We start from the raw sequence: 18167 nt of genomic DNA, 5'->3' as shown, positions 1-18167 counted from the left end.
CCTGTCACCGTTTACGGGTTTTTGCCCCGGAGCTTCAGTCCGCTGCGGGCGGGGGTGTTTTGTCCGCCTTCGGTACCGGTTTGGCCGGTAGGCCCAGTTCGGGTTGATCCGGATCGCTGAGGTCAATGGACTTCAGCTTCAGATTGTTGATTTGACCGGGGAGCTCTGAGGAGAGGTGGCGCAGGACATCTAGGCGCTTGGCCAACTTGTCATCGGTGGGCCCGAGGTGAATGTCCCCCAGGGCCGCGGTGCGGAGCCAGAGGCTGCCATTGGGTTCAAAGCGCACCTGCAGCAGCGGACTGCCCAGGGCATCCCGCTCGGCCAGGACCCGCGAGAGTGAAGGACGGAGACGCTCCTGCCAGCCCAGCACCATCACCGTGGGTGCGGCCGCCGGGGCGCCAGCGGATTGCTGACGGCGGGTCATCCAGTTCCCCAGGCGATCGACGTAGCCCATCTCAAAGCCCTTGCGGGTTCGGCGTTGGGCCTGGGCAACGGCCTCTCGATCCACCAGAGAGATCTGGAGCCGAGGGGGGAGCATCAGGCGGTTGACCTGGACCTGCTCGACAGGCAGGCCCGCCGAGAGGCGTTGGGCCAATCGCTTGGGCTGCAAGGTCAGCAGTTGCAAAGGGAGTTGAAGGTCCCCCTCACGGATCACCTGGGCTCGACTGACCTGCCGGCTGCCAAGGACTTCGATTTGGTCTGGATCCCGCACCACCCAGCCCTGTTGCAAGAGACCCCAGCCCAGGGCCCCGGCACTGCCGGCCAGCACGGTCACGCGCCAGATCTGCTTCAAACGCTCTTGCCGCCGTTCCTGCCGGAGCTGGCGTCTGCGCTCGAGGGCTTGGCCCGAGCGCGAGGAGGCTGCGCTCACAACTCGCAGCGGGAGCGGGACATCAGCTGATCCCGCCAGCGGCGTGCGCGCTCAGCATCGGCAAAGGGCACATCCGCTTGCTGGCCACCGCCCATCAGCCGCAGTCGGCAGGCACCCTGCGCTTCCTCGGTCAGGGGCGCTTCCCCGGAACCCAAGGCCAAGAGATCGACCTGATCGAGTCCCTTGACCTCAAAGCTGCCCTTCTCGTTGAGCTTTCCCGACTCGAAGACGCACCAGGCGATGGTCCCGTCAATCAAGCGAGCGCCGCCACCGTCGTCCAGCTTGGAGAGCTCGGCACCCTCAGCCCAGGCCCGAAACAAATTTTGGCGGCGGCGCTCCAGCCAACCGAGGGCGGTGATCAACGGAAAGATCACCAACAGAGGCAACCAGATCAGACCGTGACTCATGCCGCTTCGGTCCTCCTGGAGTGGCTGGGCTGCGCCGATTCTTGCGCCAGTTGCACCAATTCGTGCACCAACTCCTCAAGCGGTAACCCTGTTTTGGCCCAGAGCATCGGGTACATGCTCTGGCTGGTGAAGCCCGGCAGGGTGTTGATTTCGTTCAGCCAAAGGGCGCCACTGGCCTGCTCATAGAAGAAGTCCACCCGGGCCAATCCGGAGGCGCCGACCGCACGGCAGGCGGCGATGGCCATCGTTCGGGCCCGCTCGCTGAGGGCCTCGGGCACCTCCGCAGGAATCACCGTGTGGCTTTTGCCGTCGCTGTATTTCGTGTCGTAGTCGTACCAGTCGGCGTCAAAACAGATCTCGCCGAGCACGGAGGCGCGCATCTGCTGCCCCCCAAGGACCGCGCACTCCAGTTCCCGGGCTTGGATGCCCTGCTCCACCACCATGCGCGGATCGTGCTGGGCCGCCAGGGCAAGGCCTTGCATCAGCTCAGCGCGGTTGCTCGCTTTGCTGATGCCAACGGATGAGCCCAGGTTGGCGGGCTTGATGAAGCAGGGATAACCGAGCTGCGCTTCCAGCTGCTGAACCAGCGCCTCCGGTTGCTCCTCGAGCTCCTGGGCATCGACGCAGGCGTAGGGCACCTGGGGCAGTCCCGCCGCAGCAAAGGCGGCCTTCATCGCCTGTTTGTCCATGCCGACGGCCGAGCCCAGGACTCCTGAGCCCACAAAGGGCACCTGCATCAGGCTGAAGAGCCCTTGGATCGTCCCGTCTTCTCCGTTGGGGCCATGCAGCACAGGCACCCAAAGTTCAACGTCCAGGGCCCCTTCTGGGAACCCTTGAAAACCAGGCCGCAGGGGTGCTGCGGGCAGTTCGCTGCGTTCGGCGGGTGTGCCCTTGGCCAGCACGGCATCGGCCACCGTAGGCGGCCACCAATGGCCCCATTGGTCGATATAGAAACAGTCGAGCCGATAGCGCTGGGCGTTGGCTCCGGAGCGCAGGGCAGCGGCGACGGTGTTGGCCGAGCGAATCGAGACGGCGTGCTCGCCCGAGACACCCCCAAACACCAAACCCAAATTGATGGTTTCGGAGCTCATAGGGGCGTCAGATCAGGGGCCAAACGTATCAGTGATTCCGCCCTTAGCCAGCGTCAGGACAGGGCGATTCCGCTGAGGGAGAACGCCCGGACCTCCTCGATACGAACCTCCACCAGATCGCCGGCTTGCCACTGGCCTCCAGAGGCGCGGGCGGCGGGGAAGAAGGTCAGGCGGTTCGTGCGGGTTCGCCCCATCACCTGGTCCGCCTGTTTGGGATTCACCCCCTCAACGAGGACCTGTTCGGTGCGGCCGGCGTAGCGCGCGCTGCGCTCCTTGGCCTTGCGCTCCACCAGCGCGTTGATCTCCTGCAGCCGTTGCACTTTCACCTCTTCGCTCAACTGGTTGGGCCAGTCGGCCGCCGGGGTGTTGGGGCGGGGCGAGTAGGCGGCGGTGTTGACCTGGTCAAAGCCGATCTCGTCGATCAGATCGAGGGTGCGCCGGTACTGCGCATCGGTCTCACCGGGGAAGGCCACGATCACATCGGCGCTGATCGAGGCGTCGGGCATGCGATCGCGGATGCGGTCGATGATCCGGCGGTAGCGATCAATCGTGTAGCCCCGGGCCATGGCCTTGAGCACGTCGTCGTCTCCGCTTTGGAAGGGGACGTGGAAGTGCTCACAGACCTTGGGGAGATCTGCGCAGGCGTCGATCAGGCGCTCGGTGAAATAACGGGGATGGCTGGTGGCGAAGCGAATCCGCTCGATGCCCTCGACGTCGTGGACGAACTGCAGCAGATCCGTGAGGGTGTGCTGACGGCGCCCCTCAGGCGTGATCCCAGGCAGATCGCGGCCATAGGCATCGATGTTTTGCCCGAGCAGGGTGATCTCTTTAAAGCCCTGTGCGGCCAGACCCTCCATCTCAAGCTTGATGGCCTCGGGCAGGCGCGACTGCTCTTTGCCGCGCACCGAGGGCACGACGCAGTAGGTGCAGCGCTCGTTGCAGCCGTAGATCACATTCACCCAGCCGCAGATGCTGCTGTCGCGGCGGGCGGTGGTGATGTCTTCAAGGATGTGGTGCTCCTCGGTGGCCACCACCTGTTGGCCCTGCTCCACCTGGCTGAGCAGGACATCGAGGCGATTGGCGTGCTGCGGCCCCATCACCAAGTCCAGTTCCGGCACCCGGCGTAGCAGCGATTCCCCCTCCTGTTGGGCAACGCAGCCGGCCACCACTAGGGTCAGCTTGGGGTTGATGCGTTTGCGCTGGGCTTGGCGGCCCAAGTAGCTGTAGACCTTCTGCTCGGCGTTATCGCGGATCGTGCAGGTGTTGTAGAGGACCAGATCGGCCTCGAGTTCAGCTGTGGCTTCGCTGTAGCCCATCGATTCGAGGATCCCGGCCATGCGCTCGGAATCCGCCTTGTTCATTTGGCAGCCGAAGGTGGTGATCCAGTAGCTGCCGCGTCCCGTCGTGGACTGGGGAGCGCTCAGTTGTGTCGCCGTCATGCCACCAGTTTCCGGTATGGGCGGCGCGGGGGTGCGATCCGTGCCAGCTTGAAGGGGCAGCTGTCCTTCGATGCGCCTCCGTCTGAGCCGTTTTCGCCTCAGCAAAGCGGTGCCCTTGGCCATCAGCCGCGGCACGACCGCCGCTGTCGAGCACCTGCTGCTGGAACTGGAGCATGGCGGCATCTCGGGCCGGGGCGAGACCGGCGGCTTTGATACAGGCCACCGGCACTACGAGACCGGCGCGGTTGCCGCGGAACTCGAGGCCCTGGCCCCCCAGTTGGAGTCCCTGGAGCCCCAGCCCTTGCAGGCCCTGGAGCACCTTTTCAAGGACCTCAGCCCCCCGGCCCGCTGCGGCTTGGATTTGGCCCTGCACGACTGGTGGGGGCAGCGGCTGGGGCAACCGTTGCATCGGCTTTGGGGGCTGGATCCAGCGGCCTGCGTCGCTACCAGCGTCACCCTGGGATTGGGCGCCTTGGAGTCCGTGTTGGCGCGGCTGGAGCGTTGGCGGCAGCAGCTGCCCGCCACGCGGGTGAAGTTGAAGTTGGGATCCCCCGATGGCCTGGACCATGACCGTCAGTTGGTGGCAGGGGTGCGCTCGGCCCTGCGCCCAGGCGATGAACTGCAGATCGATGCCAATGGCGGTTGGACGCTGGATGGCGCTCGCCAGATGATTCCCTGGTTGGCCGATCAAGGCGTGGTGCTGGTGGAGCAACCCTTGCCGCCTCTCCTCGATCTAGAAGCCGACCGGGCGGGTTTTGCCGCGCTGCATGGCCTGGCGCCCATTCCACTGGTGGCCGACGAGAGCTGTTGGGATCTGGGTGATCTCCTGCGTCTGGCCCCCCATGTCGATGGCATCAATATCAAGCTGGTGAAGTGCGGCGGCCTCAGCGAGGGATGGCTGATGGCCCGCACGGCCCATCGCTTGGGGTTGAAGGTGATGCTCGGTTGCTACTCCGATGGCGGATTGCTCAACAGCGGTGCAGCCCAGCTGCTGCCCCTGGTGCATTGGCCGGATCTCGATAGCCACCTCAACTTGGTGGATGACCCCTTCTCGGGGCCCGAGCGCCACGGGGACCGGCTGCTTCCGGCGGCCCTGCCCGGCCTGGGTGTCCAGGAGGTGGGCTGATGCTTTCTGCTGAGCGTCCGGTGGTGCTGCTGCAGCACGGCGGGCTGGACAACCTCTCGGGCAAGACCGGCCTGGCGATGCTGCGCTACCGCTCTGGCCCGATCGTGGCAGTGGTGGACCCGGCCCACGCGGGTGAGTCCCTCGAAGCAGTGACCGGGATTCAGCGCCCCGTCCCGGTGCTGGCGAATCTGGAGGCGGCGCTGCCCTATGGACCCGAGGTGGCGGTGGTGGGCCTGGCGCCTTCCGGCGGCCGCCTACCGATGGAGATGCGGGCTGATGTGGTGCAGGCCCTGCGGGCGGGATTGAGCCTCGCCAGTGGTTTGCACAGCCGCCTTGCGGATGACCCTGAGTTCGCGGCGATTCCCCTGGCGGCAGGCCAGTGGATCTGGGATCTACGCCATGAGCCGGCGGATTTAGAGGTGGCCACCGCCCGGTGCGCCGCCCTGCCGGGCCGGCGGGTGCTGGCGGTCGGCTCCGACATGGCCGTGGGCAAGATGAGCGCCTGCTTGGAGTTGCAGCGCTGCGGCCAGCAGCAGGGCCAGGACGTGCGCTTTGTCGGCACCGGTCAGGCGGGGATTTTGATCAGTGGCCAGGGCGTGGCCTTGGATGCGGTGCGCGTCGACTACGCCGCCGGCGCGGTGGAAACGGCGGTGCTGAAGGCGGCCGAGGGAGCCACGGCCGAGACCTTGGTGCTGGTGGAGGGGCAGGGCTCCCTCTGTCATCCCGGCTCGACGGCCACTTTGCCCTTGATTCGGGGCAGTCAGCCGACGGCCCTGTTGCTGGTGCACCGGGCGGGGCAGACCCATGTGCGCACGCGGCCGGGGGCGGCTTTGGTGGCGATACCGCCAGTGCCTGAGGTGATTGCGGCCAACGAGGCCCTGGCCGCCCTGGCGCGCCCCGATGGCGCGCGTCCCAAGGTGCGGGCGATCTGCCTCAACACCGCCCTGCTGACGGAGGAGCAGGCCGAGCAGGAACGCTCGGCTTTGCAGGCGCAGACGGGTCTTCCCGTCTGGGATCCCGTTCGCCATGGAGCCTCGTCTTTGTTGGCAGCCTTGCTGGAGGCTGCGATTTGCTCCAAATAGGGCGAATCCCCTGATCCTCAGAGAGAATCAGGGGATTCTGGAAGGGGCGAGCGAGGGGACTTGAACCCCCGAATGCCGGGACCACAACCCGGTGCCTTAACCACTTGGCTACGCCCGCCAGGGCGCCCCGATCTTACCAATGCAACGGCTCTCGATCGATGACTGCCTCCACGGGTGATGGTCGCTGGACTTGGGTGGCGGCAGCCGGTGTCGGCCTCCTGGCGTTGGCCGTGACCAACCCCGGGACAGAGGACTTCGAGGCCTTTGCCGGCGATCAGTTGGTGCGGGCCGCCTCCAGGGAGCTCTGCGCCCCTGGATCCCTACCGCTCCTGGCACGTTTGGTGATTCAGGACTGCCCCCAGCTTGTGGCCAGTCAGCGCACGGTGCTGGGTCAGTTGGCGGCCGCCTCCAGCCGCCGCTACAACGCTGGTCTGTTCAGCGTCTACACCACTGAACTGGGCGGTCAGACCCTGTTGCCCGGCCTCACGATCCCCCGCTACCGGGCCGTGACCCTGGCTGGCGCGGGTCAGCTCCTGGTGATTCAGAGTTCAGAACAAGCGGCGCAGGGTTTGGCGCAGCGTTGATCGCCTTGGAGATGGAGTCAGGCCTCGAGCAGCGGCTGCAGTGTTTGGTGCCGCGGGCCCTGCTTGATCCCGAGCGCAGGGACTTGCCCTGCGGCGATGCCCAGGGATTGCTCCCGGTTGAGTTGGCGTGGCAGGGCACTCAGCTCCGCTCGATCCAACCCTGCCGGCAGAGCGGGTTGCCGTTGGCGCTGACCCCCTTGGTGGATCCCCATGTCCATCTCGACAAGGCCTTCAGCTGGCCAGGCTTTCCTAACTACAGCGGCCGGATGCAGGCGGCCCTGGAGCTGAACCTTGTAGAGGGACAAGAGCGCAGTGCCCAGCAGGTGCTGGAGCGGGGTGAGCGGGCCCTCGATCAAGCCTGGCGCTATGGCCTGCGGGGCCTGCGCAGCCATATCGACAGCGGTGGCCCCTGTTCGCGCCCCAGCTGGGATGCGCTCCTGCAGTTGCAGCAGCGCTGGCAGGAGCGGGTCCAGTTGCAGCTGGTGGCCTTGGCTCCCCTGGCCCACTGGGGCTCCAGTGAGGGCTTGGCGTTAGCCAAGCGGGTGGCGGCTGCGGGCGGTCTCCTGGGTGGGGTCTTGGGACCTCCCTTCCCCAGCAGTGGCCGCGATGGGGCGGAACTGGATCAGCTGCTGCGCTTGGCCGGCAGGTTGGGGTGTGGCATTGATCTGCACATCGATGAGTCCTCCGAGGCCCCCGCCGCCGGAGTGCAACTGCTGGTGCAGAGGCTCGAGCGCTTCCACCCTGGGGTGCCGATCACCTGCAGTCATGCCAGCAGCATGGGGCTCTTGAGTGCAGCCCAGGCCCGGCCCTTGGCCCGGCGGTTGCAGCGCCTGGGGGTGGCGGTTGTGGCCTTGCCCACCACCAATTTCTGGTTGTTGGGGCGCGAGCAGAGCGTGAGTTCCGGCTTCCGTCCCCTGGCCCCCCTGCGGCTGTTGCAGCAGGAGGGGGTCGCGGTGGCCCTGGGGGCCGACAACGTCCAGGACCCCTGGTACCCGGGTGGCGACTTTGATCCATTGGATTTGCTGCGGCTGAGCTTCCGCGCCACCCACACCCCCCCTTGGGAACGTCAGGGACTGATGCCGTTCACGACGACCCCCGCCCGCCTGCTCGGCCTGGATTGGGACGGGGTGCTGCGGGTGGGTGGACCCGCGGATCTGCTGTTGACCAGTTCCGGGAGTTGGTCGGAACTTCTGGCCCATTCCCCCCAGCGTCGGGTCCTGCGGCAGGGCCGTTGGCTGCCGCCGCCGGATCAGGCCCATCCCGATCCTCGGCTTGCCAATTTGGGCTGATGCAGAGCACCCCCGATCTCCCAGGCTCCCTGCCCCAGGGGCTCCCCGATCCCGCCAGCGCCGCTCAGCTGGAGGCCTTGGCTTCGGATCTGCGGGCGGCTGGATTGCCGCTGATGCGCAGTGCCGGTGAGCTGGAGAGCCTGGCGGCCGATGGGTTCGTCTATTCGCCGGTGCTGCAACCGCTGCTCTGTGGCCTGCGCGCTCAGATCGGGGTGCGGGTGCAGGCCCCCGAGGAGGTGCTCCAGGTGGCCGCAGCCTGCAGTCGCCATGGCGTCAGCCTGACGGTGCGGGGTGCGGCGACCGGGAACTATGGCCAGTGCATTCCCCTGGCCGGTGGCCTGCTGCTGGAGACCAGCGGCCTGAACCGCCTGCGGCACGTGGATGCCAGTTCCGGGGTGTTTACGGCGGAACCCGGGATTGTCTTGGCGGAGCTGGATCGCCAGTTGCTCGCCCATGGACGGGAGCAACGGCTGCTGCCGAGCACCGTGCGTACCGCCAGTCTCGGCGGCTATGTGGCGGGGGGATCCGGCGGGATTGGCTCGCTGCGCTGGGGGTTTTTGCGGGATCCCGGCCACCTGCTTGGGGTGGAGATGGTGACGCTCGAGGCGCAGCCACGGCTGCTGCAGCTCGAGGCGAGCGCCGCCCGTCCCCTGAACCACGCCTATGGCACCAATGGAATCTTCACGGCCTTGACCATGGCGTCGGCGCCGGCGGTGGTCTGGCAGCAGTGGGTGCTCGATTTTGAGAATTGGTCTACGGCCCTGGCGGCGGCCCAGCAGCTCTCTGGCTCGGCCTTGGAACTCAAAGCGCTGTGTGTGCTGGAGGCCGCCGTGGCCGCACGCTTGCCCTGGCCCCAGGGCTGTCCGGACGGCAGTGGCGGCGCCCATCGCCTGTTGCTCCTGGCGGCACCGGATGCCACGGCCGTCCTGGAGTCGTGGATCAAGGAGTTGGGGGGACGGCTGAGTTGGAGCGCTCCCCAAGGGCAGAGCCGCGGCGTTCCCTTGCGGGAGCTCACCTGGAACCACACGACCCTGCATGTACGCAGTCAGGATTCAGGTTGGACCTATCTGCAGTTGCTCTTGCCGCAGCCGGAGGCGCCCGCACTGGAGGCCCTGCGGGAGCGCTGGGGCGAGGATCTGCTGTGGCACCTGGAGGCGGTTCGCAGCCAGGGTCGTCAGCGTTTCGCCTGTCTGCCCCTGGTGCGTTGGCGGGGAGCGCAAGCCCTGCAGGAGCTGATCGACCAGGCCCGTGATCTGGGCTGCCTGCTGTTCAACCCCCACGTCATCAGCGTGGAGGACGGAGGCCTCGGGGTGGTGGATGCGGATCAGGTGGATGCCAAGCGGGCCTATGACCCAGCTGGGTTGATGAACCCGGGCAAGTTGCGCGGCTGGACCTAGCAGCCCAGGCTGGCGCGGGTGTTGGCGCCCGTTGTCGGGTTGGTGCCTGAGGCGCTGATGCAGAAGTTGCGCTGATCGGCGCGATCGAGCAGGGCGTCGGTGAAGTCGGCGTTCTCCACCTGTGCACCCGTGAAGGTGCTGCCGGAGGCGATGACCCCAACCAGGACGGCATTGCGCAGGTCCGTGCCGCTCATGTCGGTGCGATCCAGCAGCACATCCGAGAGGTCGGCGCCGTTGAAGTTGGCGTTGGGGAAGGCCCCTTGGGTCAAGATCGCGCCATGGAGATCGGCGCCGCTGAAGTTGGCGGCCTTACCCACGGCGCCGGCGAAGGAGGTGTTGGCCAGTTGCTGGCCGGAGAAGTCCTTGCCGCTCTGGTTGGTGAGCGTGTAGTCGACGGTGTCCTGGAACAGGGCTCGATCCTGGAGGCCCACTCCGGCTGAGGTGTCGAGGGCCTGGGTCAGGCCTGGGGCTCCCAGCAGGATCACCACGGCCCACAGCCAGCTAAAGAGACGGGTGAAGGTCATGGCGGTGGTGGGGCCGGGACTTCAGTCTGTCGGGTCAAGCAGCGGCAGGAGGGCCGCCACCAAATACAGGGAGCCGCAGGCGACCGGCAGGCGCTCTGATTGCACCAGCCACTCCAGGTTCTCGCTCAGGTCGCTGGACCCCTCTTCGATGCCAGGGACGTCCTGACGCAGTTCAGCGGCACTCCAGCTGCTGTGCTCCGGCAGGGTCACGACCCGGACCAGATCACCGGGCTCCAGTAAATGGCGCAGCAGATCGGGTGCGTCCTTGTGCCGTTGCATCCCGATCAACCAGCGCCGCTGACCGGGTTGGAGTTCCCGGCGTAGGGCGGCCGCGGCAGGCGGGTTGTGGGCGCCATCGATCAGCAGTGGCTGGCCGCGGAACTGGCGCTGCTCCAGTCGGCCGGGCCAGCGGGCCTGCAGCAGGCCGCGGCGGATGGCCTCATCTGTGACCTCGAACCCCTTCTCCCTGAGGGCCTCCGCGGCGGCGATCGCCACGGCGGCATTGCTGCGTTGCAGCGCGCCACTGAGCCCCAAGCGCGGTCCCCCATTGGCTGCGCTGGCGACAGGTTCTCTCCAGCGCAGTTCGCAGGCGCGTGCCTCGGCCTGCGCCTGCAGCACGGCCTGGACCTCTGGGGCCTGGGGGCCGCTGACGGCGATGGCCGAAGGCGCCATGACCGCCGCCTTCTCCTGGGCGATCGCCTCGAGGGTGGGGCCGAGGTGTTCGACGTGATCCAGGCCGATGGATGCGAAGGCCAGAACGTCCCGCTGGGGGTGGACTGTGGTCGCATCGAGTCGCCCCCCGAGCCCCACCTCGAGGATGGCCAGCTCCACCTCCGCTTCAGCAAAGGCGACAAAGGCCGCCACGGTGATCAGTTCAAAGGGGGTGAGGTCATGGCGCAGCGCCAGCGGTTGCAGCCGTTGCAGCAGCGTTTTGAGAGCCTCTTCGCCGATGGGGCCCTCGGGCAGGCGGATGCGCTCACACCAACTCAGCAGGTGGGGGGAGGTGTAGAGCCCGCAGCGCGTCCCAGCGGCGCTGACGATCCGCTCGATCATCGTGGCGATGGACCCCTTGCCATTGGTCCCGGCCACCTGAACGGCTTTGAAGCGCCCTTCGGGATGGCCGAGTTCAGCGAGAGCCGCCTGAATGCGGTTCAGCCCGAGGTCCACACCCCGGCGGCTGAAGGGAGCAATCAGCTCGCTGAAGGGGTCGGGGAGGGACACGCCAGCAGGGCTTTCTCGAGTCGCTTGACCGCCAAGCGCAGGTGCCGCGGTTGGATCGTCAGGGGGGGAACAAAACGCACCACATCGGTGCCGGCTGGAACCAGCAGCAGACCCTGGTCCATCGCGGCCTTGACGACGTCAATCGCCTTGGGACCGCCTGCCTGCAGGACCAGGCCCTGCAGCAGTCCCCAGCCGCGCACGCCCTTGACCAGTTGGGGATGGCGTTCGACCAGCTCCAACAGGAGGTTCTGCAGCAACGCACCCATCTGCTCGGCATGGGCCGGCAGGTTTCGGCGCTGCAGTTCGGAGGCCACCGTCAGGCCGGCGCGGCAGGCCATGGGGTTACCGCCGAAGGTGCTGGCGTGCTCGCCTGGTTTGAGCTGATCTGCTGAGGCTTTGACGCAGAGGGCGCCGATGGGGAAGCCACCACCGAGGCCCTTGGCCAGGGTGAAGGCATCCGGTTCAACCCCCAGTTTTTGGTAGCCCCAGAGGCGGCCCGTACGCCCCACACCCACCTGGACCTCATCAAAGATCAGCAGGATTTTGTACTGATCGCAGAGATCACGAACCCGCTGGAAGAAGGCCACATCTCCGGGGTTCACGCCCCCTTCACCCTGAAGGGGCTCCAGCAGGACCGCAGCGACGCGGGGGCCTGCGGCTTCGCAGCGATGCAGCAGCGCCTCAAAGGCGGAGATGTCGTTGTAGGGGAAGTAGCGGAAGCCCTGGACCATGGGCTCAAAGCCCTGGTGGTACTTCGGTTGACCGGTCGCGGTGACCGCCGCCAGGGTGCGGCCGTGGAAGCTGGCGTGGGCCGTGAGGATCAGCGGGCCCCGCTCGTGGCTGGTGTCGATGCCCCGCACCTGATGGCCGTGCTTGCGGGCGAGCTTGATGGCCGCTTCGTTGGCTTCGGCGCCGGAATTGCAGAAAAAGACGCTCTCTGCGCAGCTGTTGTCTCGAATCCAGCCCGCCAGTTGCTCCTGCTCGGGGATCCGATACAGGTTGGAGACGTGCTGCAGTTTGCGCAGCTGGCGCTCCAGGGCCTTGCGCATCACGCGGCTGCTGTGACCGAGGGTGCAGACGGCGATGCCGGCGACCGCATCGAGGTAGCGGCGGCCCTGCTTGTCCCAGACCCACACGCCGCGTCCCCGGACGAGCTCCAGGGGGAAACGGCCGTAGGTGTTCATCACCGCCGTCTCAGACGGCGATGTGGTCGGTGGGGGAGAAATAGGAGCGGTGGGACTTGAACCCACATGCCCGAAGGCGCTCGATTTTGAGTCGAGTCCGTCTACCAATTCCGGCACGCTCCCGCGTAGGTGACTTTAGGGGTCAGCCGAGTCGGCGGATCGAGGCGCCAACCGCGTTCAGCTTGCCCTCGAAATCGGCATAGCCGCGGTCGAGGTACTCCAGGCCTTGGACGGAAGTGATGCCCTCAGCGGCCAGGCCGGCGAGGACCATCGCGGCGGAGGCCCGCAGGTCGGAGCCCTGCACCGGTGCTCCGCTGAGCCGAGGGACCCCTTCGATGAAAGCGGTGTTGCCTTGGGTGCGAATCGCGGCTCCCATGCGCTGGAGCTCGGCGACGTGCTGCAGCCGGTTCTCGAAGATGTTTTCCGTGACGACGCTGTTGCCGTTGGCGGTGGCTAAGAGGCTCATGAACGGTGCCTGCAGGTCCGTGGGGAAACCCGGGAAGGGCTGGGTGCGCAGGTCCACCCCCTGAATGTCGTCAGCACTGATGGTCACGTTGGTGCCATCAATCTCCAATTTGCAGCCCACCTCTTCGAGCTTGGTCAGTACGGCACCCAGGTGATCGGTGATGACCGGTGCCACGGTGAGGCAGGAGCGGGTGATGGCGGCAGCCAGAAGGAAGGTTCCGGCTTCGATGCGATCCGGGATCACGGCGTAGTCGGCGCCGTGCAGACGCTCGACGCCAACGATGGTGATCGTGGGGGTGCCGGCGCCGCGCACCTTGGCGCCCATGGCCAGGAGGAGTCCCGCGAGGTCCACCACCTCGGGTTCGAGGGCGGCGTTTTCAATGACGGTCTCGCCCTCGGCCAGGGCTGCGGCCATCATCAAGGTCTCGGTGGCACCAACGCTTGGGCAGTCCAGGTGAATTCGTCCGCCGGTGAGGCGGTGGCTGCGGCCCGGGACGACGGCGGAGACAACACCGTGCTCAATCGTGACCTGGGCGCCGAGGGCTTTGAGTCCTTTGACGTGCTCCACCACGGGGCGGGTGCCGATCTGGCAGCCGCCGGGCAGAGGCACTCGAGCGATGCCGGTGCGGGCGAGCAGGGGGCCGATGCAGAAGAAGCTGGCCCGCAGGCTGTTGACCAGCTCGTAGGGCGGAGCGGACTGGTTCAGTCCAGACCCATCCATTTCAAGGGTGTCGCCGTGGTGAGAGGTGGCGACACCCAGGGAGACCAAGATCTCGGCCATCCCACCGATGTCGGTGAGGGGAGGCACGTTGCGCAGGCGCAGCTGCTCGGTGGTGAGCAGGCTGGCGGCCATCAAGACCAGGGCTGAATTCTTGGCTCCACTGACACGGAGCTCGCCTGCGAGTCGGCGACCACCGGCAATTTCCAGTTGCGGGGTGAGAATCTGTTGAGACGGGACGAGAGTCGCGGTCATGGCTAAAGGCGTCCCGCCTGAGGGGCCCTATCCTGACAACAACGAATGAGACCGGCAAGACGGCCGGCATTCGAACTGGCTCGAGGCCATTGCTGGCCTGGTTTGTGGCCGATCTCTTCCCTCCCCAGGCCGGGTCCCTTGATGGGGTACATTTCGCTGGTCGCGCCGAGCGACGCCCCACACCTCGCGGATGTGGCGGAATTGGTAGACGCGCTAGTTTCAGGTACTAGTGGCAGCAATGTCGTGGGAGTTCAAGTCTCCCCATCCGCACTGAAGGCTCCTCCCCTCGGGGAGGAGCTTTTTTATTGCTGATCCAGGCGGCTGTTGCCAGCTTTGGGTCGGTGCCCACTCAGCGCTTCCTTCTGTTTTTGAGTCGATGCTCGTCCTGAAGATCTCCAATGCCCCGGAAGTGATGGCCTCGAAGATGGGGCGCTTCCTTGAGGCCCTCACGCCCGATGCCTTCGACCAGAAGACGATTGAAGACGTCCTGATCAAGGAGCTGATCAAAAATCTGCAGGCGGAGGGTCTCAAGGGCGAGGTGGCAGCGGTGCGGGGCCTGGACCTCGACGACAAAAGCCTCGTTGTGGGCGACGGCCTGCACGTGAGGCGCCACGAAACCTTCTGATGGAGCTGATCACCAGCCGCCGCAATCCCCTGGTTGGCCGGTTGCGTGCTCTGCACCAGTCCAAGGGACGCCGCGAACAGGGCCTGCTTCTGCTTGAGGGCACCCACCAGCTCCAGGAGCTGCTGCGGTTGGGGCTCGCGCCTGAGCAGCTCCTGGCGACCCCGGCCTGGCTGGAGCGCCATGGGTCCCTTTTGGGGGACCTGAATGAGCGTCTCCAGCCCGTCGGGGAAACCGTTCTGGCCGCTGTTGCCACGACTGAAACCCCCGACGGGGTGGTAGCGACGTTCAAGCGGGACGCCTTGCCGAAGGCGCAAGGAATCGGCTCCTTTTTGCTGGCTTTGGATCAGCTGCAGGATCCCGGTAACCTTGGCACCTTGATGCGCACGGCCCTGGCGGCAGGGGTGAACGATCTTTGGCTCGGGGGCGGCGCTGACCCCTGCCAGCCGAAGGTCCTGCGGGCTTCAGCGGGGGCGGCCCTGGCTTTGCCGCACTGGCGTGATCTCGATCGAACGGGACTGGTCGCGCGCCTGGCTGAGGCGGCCGCCGCGGGACACCAGCTGGTGGCCACGTTGGTGGATCCAGATCGGGCCATCCCCTACTGGGAGCTGGATTGGACCCGCCCGACGGTGCTGCTTCTTGGCAATGAAGGGGCTGGACTGCATCCCGAGCTCGCGGCCCTGGCCAGCCATCGCGTCACCATTCCCCACAGCCCGGCCGTGGAGTCCCTCAACGTCGGTGTGGCGGCGGCTCCCCTGCTGCTTGAGCGATGGCGGCAGCAACACAACTTGGGATTGGGGGGCTGACAGGGGAGAATGCCCCCCAATTGGGCAGGCCTCAGGTGAGCGACGGCAGTTTCGACTTTGACGTCATCGTGATTGGCGCGGGCTACGGCGGCTTTGATGCTGCGAAGCACGCCGCTGAACACGGGCTGCGCACCGCGATCATCGAGAGCCGCGACATGGGCGGCACCTGCGTCAACCGCGGTTGTGTTCCCTCCAAGGCACTGCTCGCCGCCAGCGGCCGAGTGCGCGAGCTGGCCGATGCCGAGCATCTCAAGGGGTTTGGCATCCATGCCGCTCCCGTGCGCTTTGAGCGTCAGAAAATCGCCGATCACGCTAACCAGCTGGTGGCGACGATCCGCACCAATCTCACCAAAACCCTGGAGCGCGCTGGCGTCACGATCATCCGTGGCGGCGGCCGCCTCGAGGGTCCCCAGAAGGTGGGCGTGCGCGAGATCAACGGCGTTGATCGGGTGCTGAGCGGTCGTGACGTGATCATCGCCACCGGCTCAGATCCCTTTGTTCCCCCCGGCATCGAAACCGATGGCCGCACGGTGTTTACCAGTGATGAGGCCGTGAACCTCGAGTGGCTGCCCCGCTGGCTGGCCATCGTCGGCAGCGGCTACATCGGCCTGGAGTTCGCTGACGTCTACACGGCCCTGGGCTGTGAGGTGACGATGATCGAAGCTCTGGATCGGGTGATGCCCACCTTCGATCCCGACATCGCCAAGATCGCCGCCCGCAACTTGATCGATGGCCGCGATATCGATGCGCGCTCCGGCGTGTTGGCCAAGTCGATCAAGCCCGGTGCTCCGGTGCAGATCGAGCTGGTGGACATGCAAACCCGCGAGCCCGTTGAGACCCTTGAGGTTGATGCGGTCCTGGTGGCTACCGGCCGGGTTCCCACTAGCAAGGGACTGAACCTTGAGGCCTGCGGCATCGAGACCAACCGAGGCTTCATTCCCGTGGACGACCAGCTGCGGGTTCTGGTGAACGGTGCTCCCCTGCCCCACCTCTGGGCAGTGGGCGATGTGACCGGAAAGATGATGCTGGCCCACACCGCAGCGGCCCAAGGCACGGTGGCCGTCGACAACATCCTGGGCCACCCCCGCACGATTGATTACCGCTCGATCCCGGCGGCGACCTTTACCCACCCCGAGATCAGCTCGGTGGGTCTGAGTGAAGCCGATGCCAAGGAGTTGGCGGCCAAGGAGGGCTTTGAACTGGGCTCGGTTCGCAGTTACTTCAAGGCCAACTCCAAGGCCCTGGCCGAGCTGGAGAGCGATGGCTTGATGAAGCTCCTGTTCAACAAGGCCACCGGTGAGGTGCTGGGCGCCCACATCTATGGACTGCATGCGGCCGATCTGATCCAGGAGATCGCCAACGCCGTGGCCCGCCGCCAGAGCGTGAAGCAACTGGCGAATGAGGTGCACACCCACCCGACCTTGAGCGAGGTGGTGGAAGTGGCCTACAAGCAGGCCGCCATGGCCATCGCCGCCTGAGGAGACGACCATGGAGATCCGCCGCAGGCCCCCGAACCCCAAGGTGAAGGTGGCCCACCTGGAGTACGCCGTTCCCCACGAGGAGGGTGAGCCCCGCAACATCCTCGAGAAGATCGTCTGGGAGAAGGACCGCGAAGTGGCGGCGGCCCGCGAGCGCGTCAGCCTCGAGCAACTCAAAAAACAGGTAGCCGATCTTCCAGCCCCCCGCGATTTTCTGGCGGCCCTGAAGGCCTCCTGCCGCAAGCCCGCGGTGATCGCTGAGGTGAAGAAAGCCAGCCCCAGCAAGGGCGTGATCCGCGAGAACTTCGATCCCGAGGCGATTGCCCAGGGCTATGCCGCTGGGGGCGCCAGCTGCCTGTCGGTGTTGACGGATAAGCCGTTCTTCCAGGGGGGCTTTGAGGTCCTGGTGCAGGTGCGTCAGGTGGTGGACCTGCCGCTGCTCTGCAAGGACTTCATCCTCACGCCCTATCAGCTCTATCAAGCCCGGGCGGCCGGGGCCGATGCGGCGCTGCTGATCGCGGCGATCCTCACCGATCAAGACTTCGGTTACCTGCTCAAGGTGGCTAAGAGCCTGGGGCTGACGACCTTGGTCGAGGTGCATGACGCGGCTGAACTCGAGCGGGTGCTGGCCCTCGATGGTGTTGAGCTGATCGGTATCAACAACCGCGACCTCGCCACGTTCCACACCGATCTGGCGACGACCGAGCAGTTGATGGAGCGCTACGGCGAGCAACTGCGTGCCAAGGGCTGCCTGTTGGTCAGCGAATCGGGTCTCTTTAGCCGCGAGGATCTCGACCGCGTCCAGAGCGCCGGAGCCGATGCCGTGCTGGTGGGCGAATCGCTGATGCGCCAGGACGACGTCACCCAAGCCCTGGAGACCTTGATCGGGGGCTGAGGCCTGCTCCTAGCAGGTCGGCATAAAAAAGCCCCCGCCGAAGCGGGGGCTGAGCTGTTGAAGGCGTCTGATCGGAATCAGACCTTGCGGGAGTAGTACTCCACCACCAGCAGTTCGTTGATTTCGAGTGCGACCCACTCGCGCTCGCACTTGCTGATCACCTTGGCGACCTGCTTGTTCTTGTCGAGTTCGAGGTGGGGCGGGATGTTGGCCAGGCCCGGGAATTCCAGGTTGGCTTCAGCCAGCTTCTTGCTCTGCTTGCGCTCGCGGATGGCGACCACATCACCGGCCTTGCACTGGTAGCTGGCGATGTCCACGACGCGGCCGTTCACGGTCACGTGGCCATGGTTCACCAGCTGACGGGCACCGGGGACGGTGGGGCCGAAGCCGAGGCGGAAGCAAACATTGTCGAGACGGTTCTCGAGCAGCTTCAGCAGGTTGGTTCCGGTGGAACCCTCCTGGGCGCGCGCTTTCTTCACGTAGCGCACGAGCTGACGCTCGGAGATGCCGTAGTTGAAGCGAAGCTTCTGCTTCTCTTCCAGACGGATGGCGTATTCGGAGCGCTTGCGACGGGCTTGGCCGTGCTGACCGGGGGGGTAAGACCGCTTGGCGGACTTACGGGTGAGACCAGGAAGGTCTCCCAAGCGCCGCGTAATCCTCAGGCGAGGGCCGCGGTAGCGAGACATAGGTGCGGATGTTCAGGTTGATCCAGA

General features: G+C 66.1%; 18 protein-coding genes and 3 tRNA genes. 10 read left to right on the top strand and 11 right to left on the bottom strand.

From position 1 onward, the window contains the following. Window positions 1-34: 34 nt before the first annotated feature. Genes LY254_RS05065 through miaB form a run of 4 tightly spaced genes read right to left on the bottom strand, consistent with a single transcriptional unit; the run spans window position 35 to window position 3808 of the window. Window positions 35-871, bottom strand: coding sequence for a cell division protein FtsQ/DivIB (locus LY254_RS05065; RefSeq protein ID WP_247479336.1), 837 nt, complete (start codon window positions 869-871; stop codon window positions 35-37). After that, entirely contained in the window at window positions 868-1278 is a 411-nt protein-coding gene (locus tag LY254_RS05060; RefSeq protein ID WP_010318124.1) for a hypothetical protein, read from the bottom strand. The genes LY254_RS05065 and LY254_RS05060 overlap by 4 nt, the downstream gene beginning before the upstream one ends. Continuing rightward, window positions 1275-2369, bottom strand: a complete 1095-nt coding sequence (locus tag LY254_RS05055) for a D-alanine--D-alanine ligase family protein (protein ID WP_247479334.1) — start codon at window positions 2367-2369, stop codon at window positions 1275-1277. Before LY254_RS05055 ends, LY254_RS05060 begins: the two co-directional genes overlap by 4 nt. Window positions 2370-2422: 53 nt before the next feature. Beyond that, window positions 2423-3808, bottom strand: a complete 1386-nt coding sequence (gene miaB, locus LY254_RS05050; RefSeq protein WP_247479332.1) for a tRNA (N6-isopentenyl adenosine(37)-C2)-methylthiotransferase MiaB — start codon at window positions 3806-3808, stop codon at window positions 2423-2425. 70 nt (window positions 3809-3878) lie between these two features. Here miaB and LY254_RS05045 point away from each other — a divergent pair, with 70 nt between their 5' ends. Then, entirely contained in the window at window positions 3879-4934 is a 1056-nt protein-coding gene (locus LY254_RS05045; protein ID WP_247479330.1) for a dipeptide epimerase, read from the top strand. Further along, window positions 4934-6016: a DUF1611 domain-containing protein gene (locus LY254_RS05040; RefSeq protein WP_247479327.1), complete on the top strand. Its 1083-nt coding sequence runs from the start codon at window positions 4934-4936 to the stop codon at window positions 6014-6016. The genes LY254_RS05045 and LY254_RS05040 overlap by 1 nt, the downstream gene beginning before the upstream one ends. 45 nt (window positions 6017-6061) lie before the next feature. On the opposite strand, the gene LY254_RS05035 is transcribed toward LY254_RS05040, so the two are convergent. After that, a tRNA-His gene (locus LY254_RS05035) sits at window positions 6062-6134 on the bottom strand. Between the two features lie 40 nt (window positions 6135-6174). On the opposite strand from LY254_RS05035, the gene LY254_RS05030 reads away from it, so the two are divergent. The 3 genes from LY254_RS05030 to LY254_RS05020 are packed head-to-tail and all read left to right on the top strand — an operon-like array spanning window position 6175 to window position 9286. Then, on the top strand, window positions 6175-6600 hold the full coding sequence (locus LY254_RS05030; RefSeq protein ID WP_247479325.1) for a DUF4359 domain-containing protein: 426 nt from the start codon (window positions 6175-6177) through the stop codon (window positions 6598-6600). Between the two features lie 11 nt (window positions 6601-6611). Next, on the top strand, window positions 6612-7889 hold the full coding sequence (locus LY254_RS05025) for an amidohydrolase family protein (protein WP_247479323.1): 1278 nt from the start codon (window positions 6612-6614) through the stop codon (window positions 7887-7889). Then, a complete protein-coding gene (locus tag LY254_RS05020) occupies window positions 7889-9286 on the top strand; it encodes an FAD-binding oxidoreductase (protein ID WP_247479321.1) in 1398 nt (465 codons plus the stop codon). Before LY254_RS05025 ends, LY254_RS05020 begins: the two co-directional genes overlap by 1 nt. Here LY254_RS05020 and LY254_RS05015 read toward each other — a convergent pair. The 5 genes from LY254_RS05015 to murA form a co-directional block, all read right to left on the bottom strand. Next, window positions 9283-9810 carry a pentapeptide repeat-containing protein gene (locus tag LY254_RS05015; RefSeq protein WP_247479319.1) on the bottom strand — a complete coding sequence of 176 codons (528 nt, stop codon included), beginning with the start codon at window positions 9808-9810 and terminating at the stop codon, window positions 9283-9285. The two genes, LY254_RS05020 and LY254_RS05015, sit on opposite strands and share 4 nt — an antisense overlap. Before the next feature lie 21 nt (window positions 9811-9831). Beyond that, on the bottom strand, window positions 9832-11031 hold the full coding sequence (locus LY254_RS05010) for a folylpolyglutamate synthase/dihydrofolate synthase family protein (RefSeq protein WP_247479318.1): 1200 nt from the start codon (window positions 11029-11031) through the stop codon (window positions 9832-9834). Continuing rightward, window positions 11001-12215, bottom strand: a complete 1215-nt coding sequence (locus LY254_RS05005; protein WP_247479316.1) for an aspartate aminotransferase family protein — start codon at window positions 12213-12215, stop codon at window positions 11001-11003. The genes LY254_RS05010 and LY254_RS05005 overlap by 31 nt, the downstream gene beginning before the upstream one ends. A gap of 41 nt (window positions 12216-12256) precedes the next feature. After that, window positions 12257-12338 (bottom strand) — tRNA-Leu (locus tag LY254_RS05000). A gap of 19 nt (window positions 12339-12357) precedes the next feature. Beyond that, complete coding sequence (murA, locus tag LY254_RS04995) at window positions 12358-13653, bottom strand: UDP-N-acetylglucosamine 1-carboxyvinyltransferase (RefSeq protein ID WP_247479314.1); 1296 nt, start codon at window positions 13651-13653, stop codon at window positions 12358-12360. A 186-nt stretch (window positions 13654-13839) separates the two neighbouring features. On the opposite strand from murA, the gene LY254_RS04990 reads away from it, so the two are divergent. The 5 genes from LY254_RS04990 to trpC all read left to right on the top strand — a co-directional run bounded on the left by LY254_RS04990 (window position 13840) and on the right by trpC (window position 17454). After that, a tRNA-Leu gene (locus LY254_RS04990) sits at window positions 13840-13923 on the top strand. Window positions 13924-14029: 106 nt separating this feature from the next. Beyond that, window positions 14030-14278 (top strand): hypothetical protein, encoded by a 249-nt coding sequence (locus LY254_RS04985; protein WP_010318105.1) that lies wholly within the window; start codon window positions 14030-14032, stop codon window positions 14276-14278. Beyond that, window positions 14278-15081 carry an RNA methyltransferase gene (locus tag LY254_RS04980; RefSeq protein ID WP_247479313.1) on the top strand — a complete coding sequence of 268 codons (804 nt, stop codon included), beginning with the start codon at window positions 14278-14280 and terminating at the stop codon, window positions 15079-15081. Before LY254_RS04985 ends, LY254_RS04980 begins: the two co-directional genes overlap by 1 nt. A gap of 35 nt (window positions 15082-15116) precedes the next feature. After that, entirely contained in the window at window positions 15117-16559 is a 1443-nt protein-coding gene (gene lpdA / locus LY254_RS04975; protein ID WP_247479311.1) for a dihydrolipoyl dehydrogenase, read from the top strand. A gap of 10 nt (window positions 16560-16569) precedes the next feature. Beyond that, window positions 16570-17454, top strand: a complete 885-nt coding sequence (trpC, locus tag LY254_RS04970) for an indole-3-glycerol phosphate synthase TrpC (protein WP_010318099.1) — start codon at window positions 16570-16572, stop codon at window positions 17452-17454. A 77-nt stretch (window positions 17455-17531) separates the two neighbouring features. On the opposite strand, the gene rpsD is transcribed toward trpC, so the two are convergent. Continuing rightward, a complete protein-coding gene (gene rpsD / locus LY254_RS04965; RefSeq protein ID WP_010318097.1) occupies window positions 17532-18140 on the bottom strand; it encodes a 30S ribosomal protein S4 in 609 nt (202 codons plus the stop codon). Window positions 18141-18167: the final 27 nt, after the last annotated feature.

The organism is Synechococcus sp. NB0720_010 (assembly GCF_023078835.1).
Classification (GTDB): Bacteria; Cyanobacteriota; Cyanobacteriia; order PCC-6307; family Cyanobiaceae; genus Vulcanococcus.
This window is presented reverse-complemented; position numbering and strand designations above follow the sequence as displayed.

Excerpts from the sequence above, each read along its gene's own strand:
- LY254_RS05060 (WP_010318124.1), bottom strand. The coding sequence starts at position 1,278 with ATGAGTCACGGTCTGATCTGGTTGCCTCTGTTGGTGATCTTTCCGTTG.
- LY254_RS05055 (WP_247479334.1), bottom strand. The coding sequence starts at position 2,369 with ATGAGCTCCGAAACCATCAATTTGGGTTTGGTGTTTGGGGGTGTCTCG.
- miaB (WP_247479332.1), bottom strand. The coding sequence starts at position 3,808 with ATGACGGCGACACAACTGAGCGCTCCCCAGTCCACGACGGGACGCGGC.
- LY254_RS05045 (WP_247479330.1), top strand. The coding sequence starts at position 3,879 with ATGCGCCTCCGTCTGAGCCGTTTTCGCCTCAGCAAAGCGGTGCCCTTG.
- LY254_RS05040 (WP_247479327.1), top strand. The coding sequence starts at position 4,934 with ATGCTTTCTGCTGAGCGTCCGGTGGTGCTGCTGCAGCACGGCGGGCTG.
- LY254_RS05030 (WP_247479325.1), top strand. The coding sequence starts at position 6,175 with ATGACTGCCTCCACGGGTGATGGTCGCTGGACTTGGGTGGCGGCAGCC.
- LY254_RS05025 (WP_247479323.1), top strand. The coding sequence starts at position 6,612 with ATGGAGTCAGGCCTCGAGCAGCGGCTGCAGTGTTTGGTGCCGCGGGCC.
- LY254_RS05020 (WP_247479321.1), top strand. The coding sequence starts at position 7,889 with ATGCAGAGCACCCCCGATCTCCCAGGCTCCCTGCCCCAGGGGCTCCCC.
- LY254_RS05015 (WP_247479319.1), bottom strand. The coding sequence starts at position 9,810 with ATGACCTTCACCCGTCTCTTTAGCTGGCTGTGGGCCGTGGTGATCCTG.
- LY254_RS05005 (WP_247479316.1), bottom strand. The coding sequence starts at position 12,215 with ATGAACACCTACGGCCGTTTCCCCCTGGAGCTCGTCCGGGGACGCGGC.
- murA (WP_247479314.1), bottom strand. The coding sequence starts at position 13,653 with ATGACCGCGACTCTCGTCCCGTCTCAACAGATTCTCACCCCGCAACTG.
- LY254_RS04985 (WP_010318105.1), top strand. The coding sequence starts at position 14,030 with ATGCTCGTCCTGAAGATCTCCAATGCCCCGGAAGTGATGGCCTCGAAG.
- LY254_RS04980 (WP_247479313.1), top strand. The coding sequence starts at position 14,278 with ATGGAGCTGATCACCAGCCGCCGCAATCCCCTGGTTGGCCGGTTGCGT.
- trpC (WP_010318099.1), top strand. The coding sequence starts at position 16,570 with ATGGAGATCCGCCGCAGGCCCCCGAACCCCAAGGTGAAGGTGGCCCAC.
- rpsD (WP_010318097.1), bottom strand. The coding sequence starts at position 18,140 with ATGTCTCGCTACCGCGGCCCTCGCCTGAGGATTACGCGGCGCTTGGGA.